The organism is Sphingopyxis witflariensis (assembly GCF_002205635.1).
GTDB lineage: Bacteria > Pseudomonadota > Alphaproteobacteria > Sphingomonadales > Sphingomonadaceae > Sphingopyxis > Sphingopyxis witflariensis.
This window is the reverse complement of the sequence record NZ_NISJ01000007.1, coordinates 172,105-189,388: the sequence shown is the minus strand read 5'-3', so window position 1 is coordinate 189,388 and position 17,284 is coordinate 172,105. Positions and strand designations below refer to the sequence as shown.

The window sequence follows — 17,284 nt, the reverse complement described above, 5'->3', positions numbered from 1 at the left end:
GGCAAGGCGCCGGGGAAGGACGAAGAGGCATGACGATCCGACAAGGAATTGCGGTCCGCGATACGATCCTCTGGGTCGAGGATACGGGCGAACCGGACCTGACGCCGATCGTCTGCCTTCACTCGCTGTTCCTCGACGGGAGGATGTTCGACGATCTGGTTCCGGCCGCCGCCGGCCGCTTCCGTGTCGTGCGGCCTGATTTCCGGGGGCAGGGAGGCAGCGCTCCCGCCACCGAGGCCGCCGTCAGCATGGAGTGCTGCGCCGCGGACATGATTGCGCTGATCGAAGCGATGGCGCTGCCACCCGTCCATCTGGCGGCCGCGTCGATGGGCGGCGATGTCGCGGTGCGCATGCTCGCGCAGCGTCCAGAGCTGTTCCGCTCGGTTGTCATGATGGGGTCCTCGGTCCGCAGCGAACCCCCCGAACAGATGGCAAATTTTCGTGCGCTGCTCGACCGGACCGGTGAGGACGGCTTTGCGGGCGACGATCTCGAAATGATGATGGCGATCATGTTTGGCGCGACGACGCGTGCCAGACCCGAAGCGCAGGCGATGCTTGCGCATTGGCGCACCCGCATCGGACTTCTGCCCCGGTCATCCTGGCCCGCCATGTACGGCGTTCTGGAACGGGGAAATGCAGCCGACCTCCTGGCGAGCATCACCGTCCCGGCGCTCGTCTACTCCAGCGAAGACGATATCGCGCGGCCGATCGAATGGAGCCGCGAAGTCGCGGCCGGTATTCGCGGGGCCCGGCTCGTGCCCCTGCAGGGCGTGGGCCATAGTCCGATTCTCGAGGCGCCCGCCGTCGTCATACCCGAAATGCTCGCCCTCATGGCGGCTGCCGAACAGGAGAAGAAGGCATGATCTTCGACGACCATTACAGCATGACGATTGATGGCGAAGGCGCCGTCAGCGATGCAACCATCGCGGTCGTCAATCCGGCGACCGAAGAGGTTATCGCCCATGTTCCGGATGCGAGCCGCGCGCAGCTCGATGCCGCCGTGGCGGCAGCCAAGAGGGCCTTTCCGGCATGGTCGGCGCGGCCGATCAGCGAACGGCAGGCGATGATCGCCGCGATCGCCGAGCACATGCTTGGTCACAAATCCGAGATGGCTCGCTTGTTTACCGCCGAACAGGGAAGGCCGCTCGGCGGTGCCGAATGGGAGATCGACGTCTGCGCCCAGTGGTGCCAAGCGGTCGCGGGCTTCACGCTGCCGGTCGAGCTGGTCGAAGACAGCGATACGCGCCGTGTCGAAATCCATCACCGGCCGATCGGTGTCGTTGGCGCGATCACGCCGTGGAATGCGCCGCTGTTGATGGCGATCTGGAAAATGGCGCCCGCGTTGCTGGCGGGCAACACCGTGGTGCTCAAACCGTCGCCCTATACACCGCTCTCGACGCTGAAGCTTGGCGAGCTGCTCCGCGATGTCCTGCCGGCCGGCGTGCTCAACATCGTATCGGGCGGCAATGATCTGGGACAATGGATCACCGCACATCCCGACATCGGCAAAGTGTCATTCACCGGCTCGACCGCGACCGGCAAGCGCGTGATGGAAAGCGCCGCGCAGACCCTCAAGCGGGTCACCTTGGAACTTGGCGGCAACGACGCCGCGATCGTCCTTCCCGATGTCGACCCCAAGGAGATCGCGCCGCAGCTTTTCTGGGGCGCCTTTTTCAACAGCGCGCAGGTCTGCGTCGCCATCAAGCGGCTTTATATTCACGCCGACATTTACGATGCCGTCGCCCATGAGCTGGTCGAATTTGCCAAGACGGTCGCGCTCGGCGACGGAGCCCAGCAGGGAATCGATCTCGGGCCGGTCCAGAACGGAATGCAATATGAGAAGGTCAGGCAGCTGCTCGACGACGCGCGCGCCGAGGGACAAAAATTTCTGATCGGCGGCGAGGTTTCGGGATGTCCCGGCTATTTCATTCCCATTTCGATTGTCGACAATCCGCCCGAAAAGTCGCGCGTCGTGACCGAAGAGGCCTTTGGTCCTGTGCTGCCGCTGCTCAAATATGACGATATCGACGATGTGATCCGGCGCGCGAACGACAGCGAGACCGGACTCGGCGGGTCGGTTTGGTCGAACGACCTCGACCAGGCACGCGCGATCGGTGCGCGGCTGGAGACCGGAACCGTCTGGATCAACGAAATGTTCGCCTTCCTGCCCAACGCACCGTTCGGCGGGCACAAGCAGTCGGGCGTCGGCGTCGAACATGGCATGGCGGGCCTGCTCGAATTTACCAACAGTCAGACGATCACCAGCCGCAAGCTCGCGCCAGCCGGTTGAGGGGAGAGACAATGAGCCATGCCATGGGATCCGATGTCGCGGACATATTGCGCGACGCGCCGAAAAACTGGGGGCGGTGGGGCCCCGACGATGAGGTCGGCGCTCTTAATTTTCTCGGCACGCAGCAGGTCCTTAGCGCCGTCGCCAGCGTCCGGTCGGGCAAGCAGTTCACCCTTCAGGTGCCGATGGCGGATCCGAAGGGTGACCCTGTCTGGCCCGGCCGACGCAGCGCCGAACGGTACCAGATCATCGATGAAGGCCATTGGTGCTGCGGCAAGGCTCCCGACCTGCCGGGCGGCCAGCATTATGCCGACGATGCGATCTCGGCCTATCTGCAGGGATCGACTCAATATGACGCGCTGGGTCATGTCTGGTACGACGGACAGTTATACAATGGCTATGATGCCAAAACCACGATTGGCGGGCTTGAGAAGGCGAGTGTCCAGGCCATTGGTGAGCGCGGTATCGTCGGCCGGGGTGTCCTGCTCGATATCGCGCGGCTGCGCGGCAAGCCCTGGCTCGACAAGGGCGAAACCTTCACCCATGAGGACCTGCTCGCGGCAGCTGCGGCGCAGGGCTGCGAAATCCGCAAACATGATATTCTGCTGATCCGTACCGGCTTCATCGAATCCTTTTTTGCGCTCGGAGCCGAAGAATTTTATGCCCATTTTGTCGAACCTGGCCTGACCTACTCGCCCGAGCTGGTCGACTGGTTCCACGCCATGGAAATCCCCAATCTGCTTACCGATACCATGGCCAACGAGGTGACCATCGATCCGGTTAATGGCGCCATGCTGCCGCTGCACGGCGCGCTGATGCGCAATCTTGGCGTCACCTTTACCGAATTGTGTGACCTGTCGCGTCTCGCGGCCGATTGTGCCGACGACGGGCAGTGGGATTTTCTCTATGTCGCCGCACCGCTCAAAATCGTGAACGGCACCGGCGCGCCCGTAAATCCCGTGGCAATCAAGTGAAGTTCGAGGGAGTGTGACGATGCTGCTGGAGGAAAGAGATATGTCTCCGAGACGCCCCGTGGCGATTGTAACCGGTGGATTGCAGGGCCTCGGCCTCGGCATCGCCCAGTCGCTGCGCGCGGCGGGGTTCGATCTCGCGATCGTCGATCTGGCGGCAAAGGCCGAGCTGCCCGCAGTGCTGACCGCGCCCGCCGAGGGTGCAGGCACGTGCCGCTATTATCAGATGGATATCGCCGATATACCGGCCCATGCGCCGGTGCTGTCGGCGATAGAGACGGATTTCGGGCGGCTCGATTGCCTCGTCAACAATGCTGGGATCGCCGCAAGGCCGCTGACCGATATCCTTGAACTCGGTTCGGACGCTTTCGACCGTTCGGTCGAGGTCAACCTGCGCGGCACCTTCTTCCTCACTCAGGCCTTCGCCAAAATGCTGATCGCGAGCGGCCCGGCAGCGCCCGATGCCTATCGCTCGATCATCCTGATCACCTCGATCGCAGCCGAGCTGTCCTTCACCGATCGGTCGCAATATTGCGTAACGAAATCGGCGCTGTCGATGGTCACCAAATTATTCGCGGCGCGCCTCGCCGGTGACGGCATTCACGTCCATGAGGTTCGCCCGGGCCTCATGCAGACGCCGATGACGGCGAAGACGGGCAGCGATACAATCGAGAAACTGCTGGCCGCCGGCACTGTTCCGATTGCGCGATGGGGGTTGCCCGAAGATGTCGGCCGGACAGTCTGTTCGCTCGCGTCGGGCGCTCTGCCATATATGACCGGACAACCGATCTGGACGGCCGGCGGGCTCAATATCCCGCGCATATTGTAGCTGGGGACCCGGCCGACTTCTTTGCCGTTGCCGCTGCTTTGCAAATAGAGCATCCTCAATAAGCACATTCTGATCTACGCAGGCCGCATGGACAATAATTACACGCTACAAACCGTAGAACGGGCCCTTTCATTTCTCGAATATGTGGCGACGGCGCCGGTGCCGCCCAATATCCGCGACGTGTCCAAGGCGCTCGACCTCAATATCACCACCTCCTATCATCTGCTCCGCACCCTCGTGGCGCGCAATTTTATCAAGCGCGACGACGAGGGGCGGCTTGAACTTGGGGACGGGGTGGCCATCCTCGCGCAAAATTACCGGCGGCACGAGAGCGTCGAGCAACTGCTGGCGCCTGTCGTTCAGCAGCTCGCTGCCTCGACGATGGAAACCTCGTTCCTCTCGCTCCGCGAGGCGCAGCATGTCGTCTTGAAAGTGCTGGTCGAGGGATCGCAGCGGTTGCGGGTGGCGGGCCTCTATGTCGGATTGTCGGGGCATGAATATCGGCGCGCCGCCGGCAAGGCCGTATTGGCCCACCTTGACGGCGCCGAGCGAAAGGCGATGCTCGACGAGAGCCTCGCGAGCACCGCCGGCCAGCTTCGCAAGGCGATAATGAAAGCGCTGGAAAAGGAATTGCCCCTGACCGCCTCGCGCGGATGGTCGGTGGATGACGGGCAGACCGAAGAAGGCATTATCTCGATCGGTGCTCCCGTCTTCGACGCTGCCGGCGCGGTGCTGGGGGCGGTGGGCATTGTGACTCCGATATTCCGCATGGACAAGTCGCCCGATGCGTTTCGCGAAGCCGTCTTGGCCGCGGCGGCGGAAGCCACGCGCCTCCTCAAGAATACTGCGTTCCGCGCGCACTAGCTCCAGCTCGGCAACCTCTCGATTTTATCGGGCTGGGTTTCCGGCCGCGCAATACCGTCATTGGACCGGTCTGTAGTCGGCGGCATCGCTACGGCGAGTGATAATCTTGCTGCTTCCCAAATACATGAGCCGCTGACGCGCGAGCGCCATTGCTGCCAGCCTTGTCGCGCCCGCCGAATGCGCGGGCCGTGTTTCGACGGGTTTACAGTTGAAGGAATCTATGTCAAATAGAGAATGTATTTCATATAATGAAAGTTGGAGCGTAGGGTTTCGAGACAAGGGGCGGTCTGTCCGATGATCAACATGGTTCTATCGCTTTCCTCGCGACCACGCGGGTGAGCGGATGAAGCAGGGTCGGTCGGGGAAAGGCGATCAGGACCATGTCGGGAGACCCGCCGCCGAGCGAAGGGGAATGAGTGATGACCAAGAGTGTCTCGGACGTGATTGCAGGAGCGCTGGTTCGCCATGGCGTTGATTTCATTTTTGGCCAGAGCAACCCCACCGCGCTGATGTTGGCAGCGGAGGAGGCGGGCATTCGGCAACTCCTTTATCGGACCGAAAATGCGGCCGGCGCGATGGCCGATGCCTATTCGCGGGTGTCGGGCCGGATCGGGGTGGTCGCGGCGCAGAACGGCCCGGCGGCGACGCTGATGGTGGCGCCGATGGCTGAGGCGCTGACCGCATCGATCCCGATGCTCGTTCTCGTGCAGGAAGTTCCCGCCGCCCAGCGCGACCGCAATGCCTTTCAGGAGTTCGACCATTTTGCGTTGTTCGCCGGCGTCTCCAAATGGACCCGCCGCCTTGACGATCCCAACCGCGCTGCCGAATATATCGATCTCGCAATGATCGCGGCCAACAGCGGACGCCCGGGGCCGGTCGTGCTGCTGCTTGCCAAGGACATGCTGATGCAGCCGTGCACGCCGCCGCCCTTCGTCCGCACGCGCAATCTGGGTGGCTTCCCGCTCGACCGGCCGCGCCCCGAGGCGGCGGCCGTCGAGGCCGCCGCGCAACTGCTCGCCGAGGCCGAGGCCCCGGTAATCATCGTCGGCGGCGGCGTTCACGGGTCGGGGGCAACCGACGAACTCGCGCGCCTCATCGACGTGGGTCAGCTGCCCGTCGCGACGACCTTCATGGGCAAGGGTGCGATCGACGAAACCGCGCCCCTGTCGCTGGGTGTCGCCGCGAATATAACGGGCGAGAACGGGCCCGCCGCCGCGCATCGGGCGATGTTCGAAAAGGCCGATGTGGTTCTCCTGATCGGAACCCGGACCAATGAAAACGGCACCGATGCCTGGACGCTGACCGCGCCGGGCGCGACCTATATCCATATCGACATCGCCGGCGAGGAAGTCGGCCGGACCTATGAGGCCGTGCGGCTCGTGGGCGACGCCCGCTCCGCGGTGTCCGACCTCGCCGATGCGCTTGCGCGGTGCGACCTGACGCTCCGCCAGAGCAAGGCGGCGGCGCTGCGCGCGGCGATCCTGTCGGCGCGGACAGCGCGTCTCGAAGCGATCCGCGCCGAATGCGAGTCCCCGGCCCGGCCGATCCTCCCGCAGCGGCTGATGGCGGAGCTCGACCGGCTGATCTCGCCCGACGATATTGTCGTCGCCGATGCCAGCTATTCATCGGTCTGGGTCACCAGCTATCTGACCGCGCGGCGCGCCGGGCAGCGCGTGATCACCCCGCGCGGGCTCGCCGGCCTCGGCTGGGGCCTTCCCTATGCCATCGGGGCGAAGCTTGCGCGTCCGGAGGCCAGGGTGGTCGCTCTCGTCGGCGACGGCGGTTTTGCGCATGTCTGGGCCGAACTTGAGATGGCGGTGCGCGAAGACATCCCCTTCACGCTGGTGGTTCTCAACAATTCGCAGCTTGCCATGCAGCGCCACGGAGAAAATCTGGGCTTCGGGCGCAGCACGACCGGCATCGAGTTCATTGCCGTCGATCATGCCGCGGTCGCCCGGTCGGTCGGCGCGGTGGGAGTCCGGATCGACGATCCCGAGGATTTCGGGCCGGCTCTGGCGACGGCCATGGCGTCGGGCCAGGTCACGCTCCTAGATGTCATTTCGAGCGCCGACGCCTCCGGTCCCTTGCGGATCTTCGACGGCCAGGTCGAGCGGCTCGCAACGCCGCCCACCGCCAATCCGGCCCGGGAACTGCAAGGCGTTTGACGGCGATGGCGACCGTCCTCGACCGAGTCGAGTCCCGTTCAGGGGAAGAACGGCAATCGGAACTGCTGATCGGCGGACGGTGGCGGTCGGGCTCGGACGGACGCCGCTTCACGATTGAAGACCCGGCCACCGGACTCCCGCTTTGCGAGGCTGTCGATGCAAGTCCCGCCGACGCACTTGCCGCGCTCGACGCGGCGGTGGCGGCGCAGCCGGATTGGGCACGCGTCGCTCCGCGTGAGCGCGCCGAAATCTTGCGCCGCGGGTTCGATCTTCTGATGGCGGACCGCGAGGCCTTTGCGTCACTTATTGCACAGGAAACGGGAAAACCGCTCGCCGAGGCGCGCGGTGAGGTCGCCTATGCGGCCGAGTTTCTCCGCTGGTTTTCTGAAGAAGCGGTTCGGGTGCATGGCCGCTATCAGATCGCCCCTGACGGCGGCCTTCGCCACCTCGTCAGCCGCAAGTCGGTGGGGCCGTGCCTGCTGGTGACGCCTTGGAATTTTCCGCTTGCCATGGTGACGCGCAAAGTCGCGCCCGCGGTGGCAGCAGGCTGTACGATGGTTGTGAAACCGTCCGAACTCACGCCGGCGACGGCAGCCCGTTTCGCGGCTTTGATGACCGAGGCAGGCTTGCCCGCCGGTGTCCTGAACCTGATTCCGACGCTGCGGGCCGAGGCCGCGATTGGCGCGCTGCTTGCCGATCCGCGGCTGCGAAAATTGTCGTTCACCGGGTCGACCCGCGTCGGCCGCCTGCTGCTCGCGGCGACGGCTGTCAATGTGCAGCGCAGTTCGCTCGAGCTCGGCGGCAACGCGCCTTTTCTCATATTCGAAGATGCCGACCTCGATGCGGCGATCGAAGGGGCGATGCAGGCGAAGCTGCGCAATGCGGAGCAAGCCTGTACGGCCGCAAACCGCTTTTTGGTGCATGAGGCGATTGCGGACGAGTTTTTATCGCGGCTTGGCCGTGCCTTCGAGGCGGTCACCTTTGGAGATCGCGAGGGTGCGATCGGCCCCCTGATCAACCGGAACGCGCGCGATCATGTTCATGCGCTGGTGAGCGACGCACTCGCGCGCGGCGCGCGCCTCATCACCGGCGGCGATCTGCCCGAGGGGCCAGGCCATTTCTATCCGCCGACTTTGCTCGCCGACGTCGCACCCGGCTCGCGGCTCCTGGACGAGGAAATTTTCGGCCCCGTCGCGCCGGTTCAGCGCTTTGCGTGCGAAACCGAAGCGATCAGCGCCGCCAACGCGACCCCTTATGGGCTTGCCGCCTATGCCTACACCGCCGATCTCGACCGGGCGCTTCGACTGCAGGACGAGCTTCATGCCGGAATGCTTGGCATCAACACTGGCCTTGTCTCGGATCCCGCCGCGCCTTTCGGCGGTGTCAAACACTCGGGACTCGGCCGCGAAGGCGGCGCCGAGGGCATCGAGGAATATCTGTCCATCCACTACGCCGCGATCGGTCGCGCAAGCCCGCGGTCCCTCGACGCATTCCAGGATCGCACAACCGCCGCCGCTTGACCCCAGGGAGAAGAAAATGCCGCTGAACGATGCCATGCGCGAACGTCTCGAAGGATGGAAGGAGGTGGCCATGGCGCTCGCCCCCTTGCTGCTCGGCGAAAAGCTCGCGGAAACCCCCGACGTGCTGCGCGCGCGATACAATCAGGAGCTTGCCCGCAACCTCCCGCCCGTTGGTGTTACGGTGTCGCCTGCCGACATGGGAGGTGTTCCCGGCGCGCTTGTCACTCCGGCGGAGCCGCGCGAGGGGAGGGTGATGCTCTATATTCATGGCGGCGGCTATTTCAGCGGCGGTTCGGCGGGATATCACGGCATCGCCGGTCATTTTGCCAAGCTGCTAGGCGCCAGCGTTTACGTCCCGGACTATCGGCTTGCGCCCGAGCATCTCTTTCCCGCACCGCTCGATGACGTAAGCAAGGCCTATGCCTGGCTGGCGGCGGACCCGGAGCGCGCGAAGCGGATCGTGCTCGCCGGGGATTCGGCAGGCGGTGCGATGGTGGTCTCGGCAATGGTGCGCGCGCGCAACGCCGGCTTGCCGCTGCCGGCGGGCGGGGTCGCGATCTCGCCCTGGGCCAATCTCGAAATGACTGGAGCGAGCTACACGACGCGGGACGGCATCGACCCGCTATGCTCGCGCGAAATATTGCTCTTGATGGCGCGGGCGATATTGGGGACGACGCGTCCGAACGACCCGGACGTGTCGCCGGTGTTCGCGGAAGTGCGGGGCTTGCCGCCAATTCTTGTCCAGATCGGCGAAAGCGAGGTCATGCTCAGCGACGCCATCCAGCTGGCGACCCACCTGGCCGATAGCCGGGTACGGACCTCGCTCGAAATATGGCCCGACATGTTCCACGTCTGGCCGATGTTTATCGACGTAATTCCCGAGGCGAGGGAGGCGCTGGAAAGCGCCGTATCCTTTCTCGATCGCAGGCTGCGCTGATCGCGGACCAGCTGGTGCGATCCTGTCGGAGCTGAACGCCGCCGGCGAGGCGGGGGCGGCCGCTGGCGAACGGGGCTGATCGGGCCAGCCTGGATAGGCTCGTCTATCACGCGCCCCCTCCTTTGAAGGATTCGGGGGGGTCTGCCTGCAGCAGCACGAAGTCCAATCAGGTGCGGCGCTCGCAGGAGCGGCTCGCATCGATACCAGCACCAATCGGCGGAGCGGTTCCTGCATCGGCCAAATTTGGCCACACCTTCTCTCCGCCAATCGAATTTTCGCGAACCATTCTCAATTCGGCTAGCGGCGCAGGCTGAAAAGGGGATTGATAATGATTCGTGTCGAGATCGATGACGAGCGGCGCCCAGTCGCCCGGGGCGCCGCAGTCCAGCGCTCCAAGCGCAGCGTTGAACGCTGCCCGGTTCGGTAGCGCGGTGAGCGCGTCGGCGAACGCGCGCAGACTATGGGCTTCGATACGTTGCTCGCGCTCAAGCGCAATCGCGCAAAGGTGAACGCATTGTCTGACAATTTCTCGTTCAAGCTCCGTCGGACCCCGGCGCTCACGGTGATGGAAGGCAAAGGTTCCGACCGGCTCGCCGGTCTTCCATTATGGGGCTCAACCAGCAGGCGCGCAAGCCGAGCGGAGCGCGAGATGCTTATAGTCCGCATCGCGAGTCTCTTTCGATATCGGAAACCGTGACCTCGGAGCGTAGGTAGGCCGCCGTTCCACACGACCCCGCGGTTTGACCCGGTTTTAAGCCATCAAGGGTCGCCGAATAGTGAGAAGGAAGGCTTGGGCCTGCTAGCGGATGGACGAGTCCGGCGCCGTCAACCGTCAGCACCGAGCAAATGACAACCGGAACAAGAGGCCTCCGACTCGATGCAAATTCGCGTGGCCGTGTTAGCCAGCGTGTCTCCCTTGGCGATCATTTCGAGAATGATATTCTGAAGCTTTAACATGATCTCCTCAGGCCCGGCGCCAGCAGCGATCATGAGGGTGATCGAGCCGATAACGGAAGCTTGAGACACGGAGCTTAAGATTCTGCCTCATCCGCTAGCAACGCTTCGCGCGGGACTAAATATGCACGGACGCTCGTCTCCGGGCAGAAAGGGTCTGAACTGGCGATTGAATGAAAAGCGGCTTGCCGAGGCTGCCGTCTCGGCGGCGCCCGCGCATTTGCGCCGGACACCTCCAACGACGCCACCCTTGCGGTGATCGAGGCTCGAAGGGGTTAACTACCCCGTCGCTACGCAGCCGCGCCAATGTCCAGCGACTCTGGTCATTGTAGCACTGAATTCTATACAGTGTATCCCTCGATGACCCTAATTATGAAAAACGTTCTGAATCAAGGTTTTGCGACTGCTTTTTGTCGCCTCCACACTAAAGACCCGCTTGGTATAGATATTTCGTTATTTACAATTAGTGCAAATAACGAAATAAATGTGCGATAACAGAATGCGGAAAAGGCGCGGCCTCCCACTGGTGGCCCTGCGGCGTTCGGGCCTGACCGCACCGGTAATGAGACGTTCGATTCTCAAGGGGAGGAAATATGACCAAGCATAATGTGAGCCGCTTTGCGCTCGTTGCAGCTCTGCTGCTGGCGCCTGCAGCGCAAGCCGCTGCGCAGGACGGCGCCACGTCGTCGTCCGAAACCGCCAGCGACGACCAGATCGGCGAGATTATCGTCACCGCGCAGAAGCGCGGCGAAAATGTCCAGAAGGTTCCGATCGCGATTACCGCGCTTAGCGGCGATACATTGGCGCAGGACGGTGTCGTGACCACGCTCGATCTGACGCAGGCGGTGCCCGGGCTCCAAATCAACAATCTCTTCCAGTCGTCGAACCCGACGATCTTCCTCCGCGGCGTCGGCGTGAATGACTTCAACCCCGCCTCGTCGGGCGCCGTCGGAGTAACCGTCGACGACGTGTTTCTCAATTCGGGTGTCGGCCAGCTTTTCGCGGTATTCGATATAGACCGGGTCGAGGTGCTCAAGGGGCCGCAAGGCACCCTCTATGGCCGCAATACGACCGGCGGTGTGATCAACTATGCGACGAAGCGCCCGAGCTTTTCGCCGGACTTCTCAGCTTCTGTGACAGCGGGGCGATTCAATCAGCTCTTTTTCGATGCCGCGGGGGGCGGCGCGTTGATCGAAGACAAGCTGGCGGCCCGCGCGTCGCTGACGTTCAAGCGCCGCGACGGCTGGGCGGTAAATCTCCAGGATGGCCGCGACATTAACGATCTCGAGACTTATGCCGGACGTCTGCAATTCCTGCTCACCCCGAGCAGCGATATCGAAATCCACAACAAGATCGAAGGCGGCATTACCAAATCGTCAGCGCTGGGGCATCAGTCGCTGGGCATCTTCAATCCCACCGAGAATCGGCCCTGCACCGGTGCGGAAATCGTTGCGCGAACGATCTGCGTCAATCCGATCACCGGCTATCAGGCCAATGCCGACATCGACGAATTCAACACCAATGTGCTGAACAACAGCGAAAAGTTGACCAATTTTGCCGATCGGCTGCTGGTCAGCATCGACACCGGCAACATCAACATCACCTCGGTGACTGCGTTTGTCTACAACAAGCGCGAGCTCAACCAGGATGTCGACTATTCGCCGTTTGCGATCGCGGAACTGCCGCTGTGGACCGAAAAATCGGAGCAGGTCAGCCAGGAACTGCGTATTTCATCGAACGGAAGCGGCCCGCTAAAGTGGATAGTGGGCGCCTATTATCTGCAGGAGCGCCTGTCGAGCCTCGTGAACTTCACGCTGCTGCGCGAGTTTAATCCCGATCCGACCCACCCCTTTTTCGATCCCGCATCGTCGATCATGACGGTCGAGCGCGATTTCACCCAGCGCACGACCAGCAAGGCCGTGTTTGCCCAACTCGACTATGAACTCACCGATAGCCTCACTGCGACGGCGGGTATCCGCTATACCGATGACCGCAAGAAGCTGAGCTTCATCACTTACGCCGGCCCGGTGAACCCGGACAGCAATTCGCAGGCGCGCCTGCAGGACCGGTTGCTCGGGTTCATCGACTCCAATCCGGGCAATGGCGCGATCGACACGCCGTCGCGCACTGTGACGACCCTGAAAAAGCCGACTTGGCGTCTCGCGCTGGCCTATCAGGCGGCGCCGACCGTGAATGCCTATGCCAGCTATTCGCGCGGCGTTCGCTCGGGCGGCTACAACACGGGCGCGTTATTCAGCGGGGTGGAGTTCAACGAGGTTAATTCGGAGTCCATTGACGCGTTCGAGGTGGGCTTGAAAAGCGACTTGCTCGACCGACGGCTGCGCCTGAACCTTGCCGCCTTCTATTACGACTATCGCAATCTGCAAGTTTTCAGTCTCGAGCCCGATCCCAATGGCGCGGCGCCCATCCAGCGGCTTCAGAATGCCGACGCCGAAATCTACGGAGCCGAGGTCGATGTTCAGGCGCGGCCGATGTCGGGTCTCGATATCCAGCTGGGGGCCGCTTATGTTCATGCGACCTATTCCGACTTCGTCGATCCCATTCGCGGCGACTTCCGGGGCAACAATCTCGACAAGGCGCCGCGACTCCAGATGACCGGGCGCGCGACGTACAGCTACGACATTGGCGACGATTGGACCGGTCGGATCGGCGCCGATTTCTCCTATCAATCAAAGGTGTTTTTCAGCGCCGTCAACGCCGAGCCGATGGCGTCGGGGCGACATGGGGAAATCAATCTCAACGCGGGCTTTGCCCATCGCAATGGGATCAATCTCTCGCTGTTCGTGCGCAACGTCGGGAATAAGCGTTACCGCGCCGACATGAACGACCTCTCGAGCCTCGGCTTCTACTTTCCCATCTATAACGAGCCGCGGACCTATGGTGTCACGGTCCGCTACGCGATGTAGGTTGCTCGAGCCTGTCCTCTCTCCTGGAGGCCGGTCTTGCGACCGGCCTCTTTTTCTCGGCCGAAGGTAGAGGGCGAACTTGGGCGGCGCTGATTAGCAGCTCCGGCGGACCAGACCTTTACGCCACCTCTTCAGCTGGCGACACGGTGCGAACGGCTGCAAGGAACCGGCCGATATTATGGTCGTTGAGGCCCGCAATATTGATGCGGCCGCTGGGATCCATATAGATGGCATGGTGCTCGCGCATCGCCCCGATCGCCGCTGGCGACAATGTCAACATCGCGAACAGGCCTTCCTGCGCGGAGAGCCGGTCCGCGCCTGGATAACCCGAGCCGGCGAGCAGGGCGCGGACACCCGCCAGCCGCTTCCGCATCGCGTGAAGCTCGGCGCGCCACGCGGAAGATAAGTCGGCATCGGACAGGATCGTTCGCACGATCGCTGCGCCATGGTCGGGCGGGTTCGACCATAAGCTTCGCGCAAGGCTCTCCGCGGTCTGGCGACACGCATCGGCCAATGCGGTCGATGTCGCGCGAACGGCGAGCATCCCGGTGCGTTCGCTGTAAAGGCCAAAACTCTTCGAGCAGGAAATGGCGATGATCGCCTCGGGCAGAACTTCGATCAGCTGGCGTGTGGCCTGGGAGTCAGCGGTCAGACCGCTGGCCATGCCCGCATAGGCCAGATCGACGACCGGTACGAGCCGGGCCTCGAGAAGCGCAGCGGCGAGCGCGCCCCACTGCGGCGGGCTGAGGATTGCGCCGGTCGGATTGTGACAACAGCCGTGAAGCAGGAACAGGTCGCCGGGGCGGGCGTGCGCCACGGCCGCCAGCATGGCGCCGAAATCCACCGCGCCAGACGCCGAATCATAGTGGCGATAGGTGACGCAGCGCAGACCCACGCGCTCGGCGGTCGGAATATGGTTGGGCCAGGTAGGCGTGCCGACGATGAGCCGCGCCGACGGGAAACGCAGCGCGGCCAGTTCCAGACCGAGGCGATAGGCGCCGGTGCCTCCCGGCGTTTGCACCAGCGCCATTTGGCGCTCTGCGAGGACACCAAGATCGGGAAAGAGGGTGTTTGCGAGAAGGTCGCAGAACAAGGCGTCGCCGCCGGGGCCGATATAGCCTTTCCCGGTCTGGCTTTCGAGCAGCCGCCGCTCTGCCTCCTTCACCGCCGTCATCACCTCGATGCGACCCTCGCCATTGCGGTAGGTACCGACCCCGAGGTCGATTTTTGCCTCGCGGTCATCGGCGCGGAACATGCGCCCGACTTCCATCAGGCTATCGGCTGGGGGAGGGGAGAGGTTCTCGAACATGACGGGGGCTTTCAAAAGTCGAGGAAGAGAATGCAGCTGATCGCGTAAGCCGCGAGGAGCAGGGTCTGCGCTAGCATCGCGGCGGGCGGCCGCCACCCGTCGGCCAGGATCTGGCGCGGCGAGGTCTTGATGCCGAGGGCCGCCGTCGCGGCAACCAGGCAGAAGGTTGCTCCCTGCGAGAGGGTATCGCGCAGCGGCGAGGAGAGGAGGCCCAGGTTGGCGGCTGCCGCGACGAGCGCGAAGCCGACGAGGAACAAGGGAAGAGCAGGGGGAGCGACGCCGCGGTACGATGATGCCGCGTACCGCGCTCCGATCGTCGCGATGGCCGCGACGACCGGCGCAAGGCAGGCGACGCGCACGAGCTTGGTTGCGATGGCGGCCGTCGCGGTCTCGGCCGAGATCATCGCGCCGGCGCCGGCGACCTGGGTCACATCATGAATGGCGGTGCCGAAGAAAACACCGGCTGCGAGCGTGCCGAACCCCAGGAGGTGCCCCACGAGCGGATAAAGGAGCATCGCAGCGGTGCTCAGCGCGGTTACCAGCGCGACGGTGGTCGCGGTCTGCCGTTCCTGCGCTTCGCCGTTCGGCAGCACGGTCGAGATGGCGAGCGCCGCCGAGGCGCCGCAAATGCCGACCGCGCCGGCGGAAAGCAGCGACCGTGAGCGCGGAAGCCCGAAAGCCATTGCCACGAGCGTGCCCGCGCTCAGCATTAGGCAAACGCCGCCCGCCGCGACGGCGACCGCCGCTATCCCGAGCTCCGCTATTTGTTCGACCGAGAAGCGGACCCCGATCAGGGCGATCCCGATCCGCAGGACAGTCCGAACCGTGAAATCGGCCCCAGGCAAAAACCAGCCGACGTCGAAGCGGTGTGCGACCATCGTCCCCGCGATCAGCGCGATGAGCACGGCGGGCACGGCCGGCATGGCGAGGGCCAGCAGCATCGACAGACCGGCAAGCACCGCGCAGGCGGCGATCCCCGGGACCGTGCGTGCGCGTCCGATCGGCGCAACCTGCGAGTTTATGCGAGAGGCGGCCATCGCCCTAAGGCTGGCGAGTGGTGGTACGATTGACGACCATGCGATCGTGAAGTCGAGCGATAATGCCGCTGCCCGTTCTTTGGCACATCGAGGGGATGAGCGCGTGGACCAGGCAGGCGGCCGCGCCGACGAACATCGTCGCGGAAAAGGCCAGGGCGTGGCGAAAATGCTCGCCATAGCTTTCCCCGACCGAGGTGGGATGGGCGGTAAACAGGCGCTTGATCACATCAGTCTCCTTCACCCGCGCTTCTAGCGCCGCGATGCCAGAATGTTTTTCCAATGATTCTGGAATTGTGGTAGATCGGGGGAAGGTTTTGCGAATATCTAGAAATATGGAGAATAATTTGCTCGACTCGTTCGACAGGAAGATATTGCGGTCCCTGCAGGCCGATTCGTCGCGATCGCTGGGCGACATCGCTGGCGAGGTCGGCCTGACTTCCAGTCCCTGCTGGAAACGCATCAAGCGGCTCGAAGCCGAGGGCTATATCGTCGAGCGCGTGACGATCCTCGATCGCGAGCGGCTGGACCTTGGCGTCACCGTCTTCGCCGCGGTCAAGACCAACCAGCATCACGAGACTTGGCTGGACGATTTTGCCGAAGCCGTCTCTTCGATTCCCGAGGTGGTCGAATTCTACCGGATGAGCGGGGACGTCGACTATCTGCTCAAGATCGTCTGCCGGGATATAGCCGACTATGACCGCATCTACCGGTCGCTGATCAAGCGCACCCCGATCTACGACGTCAGCTCCTCCTTTGCGATGGAGCAGATCAAATGCACGACGCAGTTGCCGATTTGAGGACCGGCGGTCGGGAGCCGTCCGATTCCCAGTTGGTCCCGGGGCCGGACCTCACGCAGCCTTTTCAAGGGCACGGCCCATCGCCGCCAGCGCGTGCACGACATGGCGGGGACGACCGCGAGACCGCGTCGCGACCCGCCGTTGCTCTGCGGGCGCTAGGAGCGGGATCCAGCCTGCGAGGGCATAATTTCGGCGGCGGCCTCGAAGTCCTTCGAGTAGCGCGGGCAGGTTGGACGCGACCTTTCTCGAGGCGTGCTGGGGGGACGGGCATCTGGCAGCATCATGTCCCCGCTGCGGTCCGCCGGAACGAATTCTTCGGCCGCGGCGATGGCAGTTCTGGTCATTTTCCCAAGCCATCGAGGCCATGAAAGACATGCCCTCGGGTCTGGAAAGGACTTTAGGTGTGTGTGTGGGTGCTGCCAGCTTTGAAAGCCGACATTGTCGGTGTGTCGAGCGAGCGGAGCGGCGATGATTCAGGGCGCGCAAGCGCATTGGCCGTCGTCTGGAATCGGCCCCGTGCAGGTTCCTCGGAGGACAGTGCTTTTAGTCCCGGCTTCTGAAAACTGGTAGAAGGATCAGCTCAATCGTAAGCCGACTGCGCTTTTCGGCTAAGCGACGGCTCGCAACGAAATTATTTTGTGGGGACGGATGTGGGGTCACTTTTGCGACCGCTGTAAAAACTAT

13 protein-coding genes are annotated in these 17,284 nt (G+C 63.3%); 10 read left to right on the top strand and 3 right to left on the bottom strand.

The window, feature by feature from the left end; genetic code table 11:
* Window positions 1-29 precede the first annotated feature (29 nt).
* From CDQ91_RS13980 to CDQ91_RS13930, 9 genes are all read left to right on the top strand, one after another.
* On the top strand, window positions 30-863 hold the full coding sequence (locus CDQ91_RS13980) for an alpha/beta fold hydrolase (RefSeq protein ID WP_088473337.1): 834 nt from the start codon (window positions 30-32) through the stop codon (window positions 861-863).
* Window positions 860-2,290: an aldehyde dehydrogenase family protein gene (locus CDQ91_RS13975; protein ID WP_088473336.1), complete on the top strand. Its 1,431-nt coding sequence runs from the start codon at window positions 860-862 to the stop codon at window positions 2,288-2,290. Before CDQ91_RS13980 ends, CDQ91_RS13975 begins: the two co-directional genes overlap by 4 nt.
* A gap of 11 nt (window positions 2,291-2,301) precedes the next feature.
* Entirely contained in the window at window positions 2,302-3,264 is a 963-nt protein-coding gene (locus tag CDQ91_RS13970) for a cyclase family protein (protein WP_088473335.1), read from the top strand.
* A gap of 40 nt (window positions 3,265-3,304) precedes the next feature.
* On the top strand, window positions 3,305-4,090 hold the full coding sequence (locus CDQ91_RS13965; protein ID WP_088473382.1) for a 3-ketoacyl-ACP reductase: 786 nt from the start codon (window positions 3,305-3,307) through the stop codon (window positions 4,088-4,090).
* A gap of 87 nt (window positions 4,091-4,177) precedes the next feature.
* Window positions 4,178-4,954 (top strand): IclR family transcriptional regulator, encoded by a 777-nt coding sequence (locus tag CDQ91_RS13960; RefSeq protein ID WP_088473334.1) that lies wholly within the window; start codon window positions 4,178-4,180, stop codon window positions 4,952-4,954.
* Between the two features lie 419 nt (window positions 4,955-5,373).
* Window positions 5,374-7,119: an acetolactate synthase catalytic subunit gene (locus CDQ91_RS13955; protein ID WP_088473333.1), complete on the top strand. Its 1,746-nt coding sequence runs from the start codon at window positions 5,374-5,376 to the stop codon at window positions 7,117-7,119.
* Between the two features lie 5 nt (window positions 7,120-7,124).
* On the top strand, window positions 7,125-8,639 hold the full coding sequence (locus CDQ91_RS13950) for an NAD-dependent succinate-semialdehyde dehydrogenase (protein WP_088473332.1): 1,515 nt from the start codon (window positions 7,125-7,127) through the stop codon (window positions 8,637-8,639).
* A 16-nt stretch (window positions 8,640-8,655) separates the two neighbouring features.
* Window positions 8,656-9,576, top strand: a complete 921-nt coding sequence (locus tag CDQ91_RS13945; protein WP_088473331.1) for an alpha/beta hydrolase — start codon at window positions 8,656-8,658, stop codon at window positions 9,574-9,576.
* Between the two features lie 1,547 nt (window positions 9,577-11,123).
* The gene (locus tag CDQ91_RS13930) at window positions 11,124-13,457 is read left to right on the top strand and encodes a TonB-dependent receptor (protein ID WP_088473328.1); all 2,334 of its coding nucleotides are present in this window, start codon (window positions 11,124-11,126) and stop codon (window positions 13,455-13,457) included.
* A gap of 118 nt (window positions 13,458-13,575) precedes the next feature.
* Here CDQ91_RS13930 and CDQ91_RS13925 read toward each other — a convergent pair whose 3' ends face one another.
* From CDQ91_RS13925 to CDQ91_RS13915, 3 genes are read right to left on the bottom strand one after another with little or no spacing between them, the layout of a single operon-like run.
* The gene (locus CDQ91_RS13925) at window positions 13,576-14,766 is read right to left on the bottom strand and encodes an aromatic amino acid transaminase (protein WP_088473327.1); all 1,191 of its coding nucleotides are present in this window, start codon (window positions 14,764-14,766) and stop codon (window positions 13,576-13,578) included.
* An 11-nt stretch (window positions 14,767-14,777) separates the two neighbouring features.
* Window positions 14,778-15,803: a YeiH family protein gene (locus tag CDQ91_RS13920; protein WP_088473326.1), complete on the bottom strand. Its 1,026-nt coding sequence runs from the start codon at window positions 15,801-15,803 to the stop codon at window positions 14,778-14,780.
* 4 nt (window positions 15,804-15,807) lie between these two features.
* Window positions 15,808-16,029 carry a DUF6356 family protein gene (locus CDQ91_RS13915; protein WP_088473381.1) on the bottom strand — a complete coding sequence of 74 codons (222 nt, stop codon included), beginning with the start codon at window positions 16,027-16,029 and terminating at the stop codon, window positions 15,808-15,810.
* Window positions 16,030-16,147: 118 nt separating this feature from the next.
* Here CDQ91_RS13915 and CDQ91_RS13910 point away from each other — a divergent pair, with 118 nt between their 5' ends.
* Window positions 16,148-16,600, top strand: coding sequence for an Lrp/AsnC family transcriptional regulator (locus CDQ91_RS13910; RefSeq protein WP_162290835.1), 453 nt, complete (start codon window positions 16,148-16,150; stop codon window positions 16,598-16,600).
* Window positions 16,601-17,284 lie beyond the last annotated feature (684 nt).

Bases quoted from the DNA above. Each gene is read 5' to 3' on its own strand.
- CDQ91_RS13980 (WP_088473337.1), top strand. From the start codon at position 30: ATGACGATCCGACAAGGAATTGCGGTCCGCGATACGATCCTCTGGGTC.
- CDQ91_RS13975 (WP_088473336.1), top strand. From the start codon at position 860: ATGATCTTCGACGACCATTACAGCATGACGATTGATGGCGAAGGCGCC.
- CDQ91_RS13970 (WP_088473335.1), top strand. From the start codon at position 2,302: ATGAGCCATGCCATGGGATCCGATGTCGCGGACATATTGCGCGACGCG.
- CDQ91_RS13965 (WP_088473382.1), top strand. From the start codon at position 3,305: ATGTCTCCGAGACGCCCCGTGGCGATTGTAACCGGTGGATTGCAGGGC.
- CDQ91_RS13960 (WP_088473334.1), top strand. From the start codon at position 4,178: ATGGACAATAATTACACGCTACAAACCGTAGAACGGGCCCTTTCATTT.
- CDQ91_RS13955 (WP_088473333.1), top strand. From the start codon at position 5,374: ATGACCAAGAGTGTCTCGGACGTGATTGCAGGAGCGCTGGTTCGCCAT.
- CDQ91_RS13950 (WP_088473332.1), top strand. From the start codon at position 7,125: ATGGCGACCGTCCTCGACCGAGTCGAGTCCCGTTCAGGGGAAGAACGG.
- CDQ91_RS13945 (WP_088473331.1), top strand. From the start codon at position 8,656: ATGCCGCTGAACGATGCCATGCGCGAACGTCTCGAAGGATGGAAGGAG.
- CDQ91_RS13930 (WP_088473328.1), top strand. From the start codon at position 11,124: ATGACCAAGCATAATGTGAGCCGCTTTGCGCTCGTTGCAGCTCTGCTG.
- CDQ91_RS13925 (WP_088473327.1), bottom strand. From the start codon at position 14,766: ATGTTCGAGAACCTCTCCCCTCCCCCAGCCGATAGCCTGATGGAAGTC.
- CDQ91_RS13920 (WP_088473326.1), bottom strand. From the start codon at position 15,803: ATGGCCGCCTCTCGCATAAACTCGCAGGTTGCGCCGATCGGACGCGCA.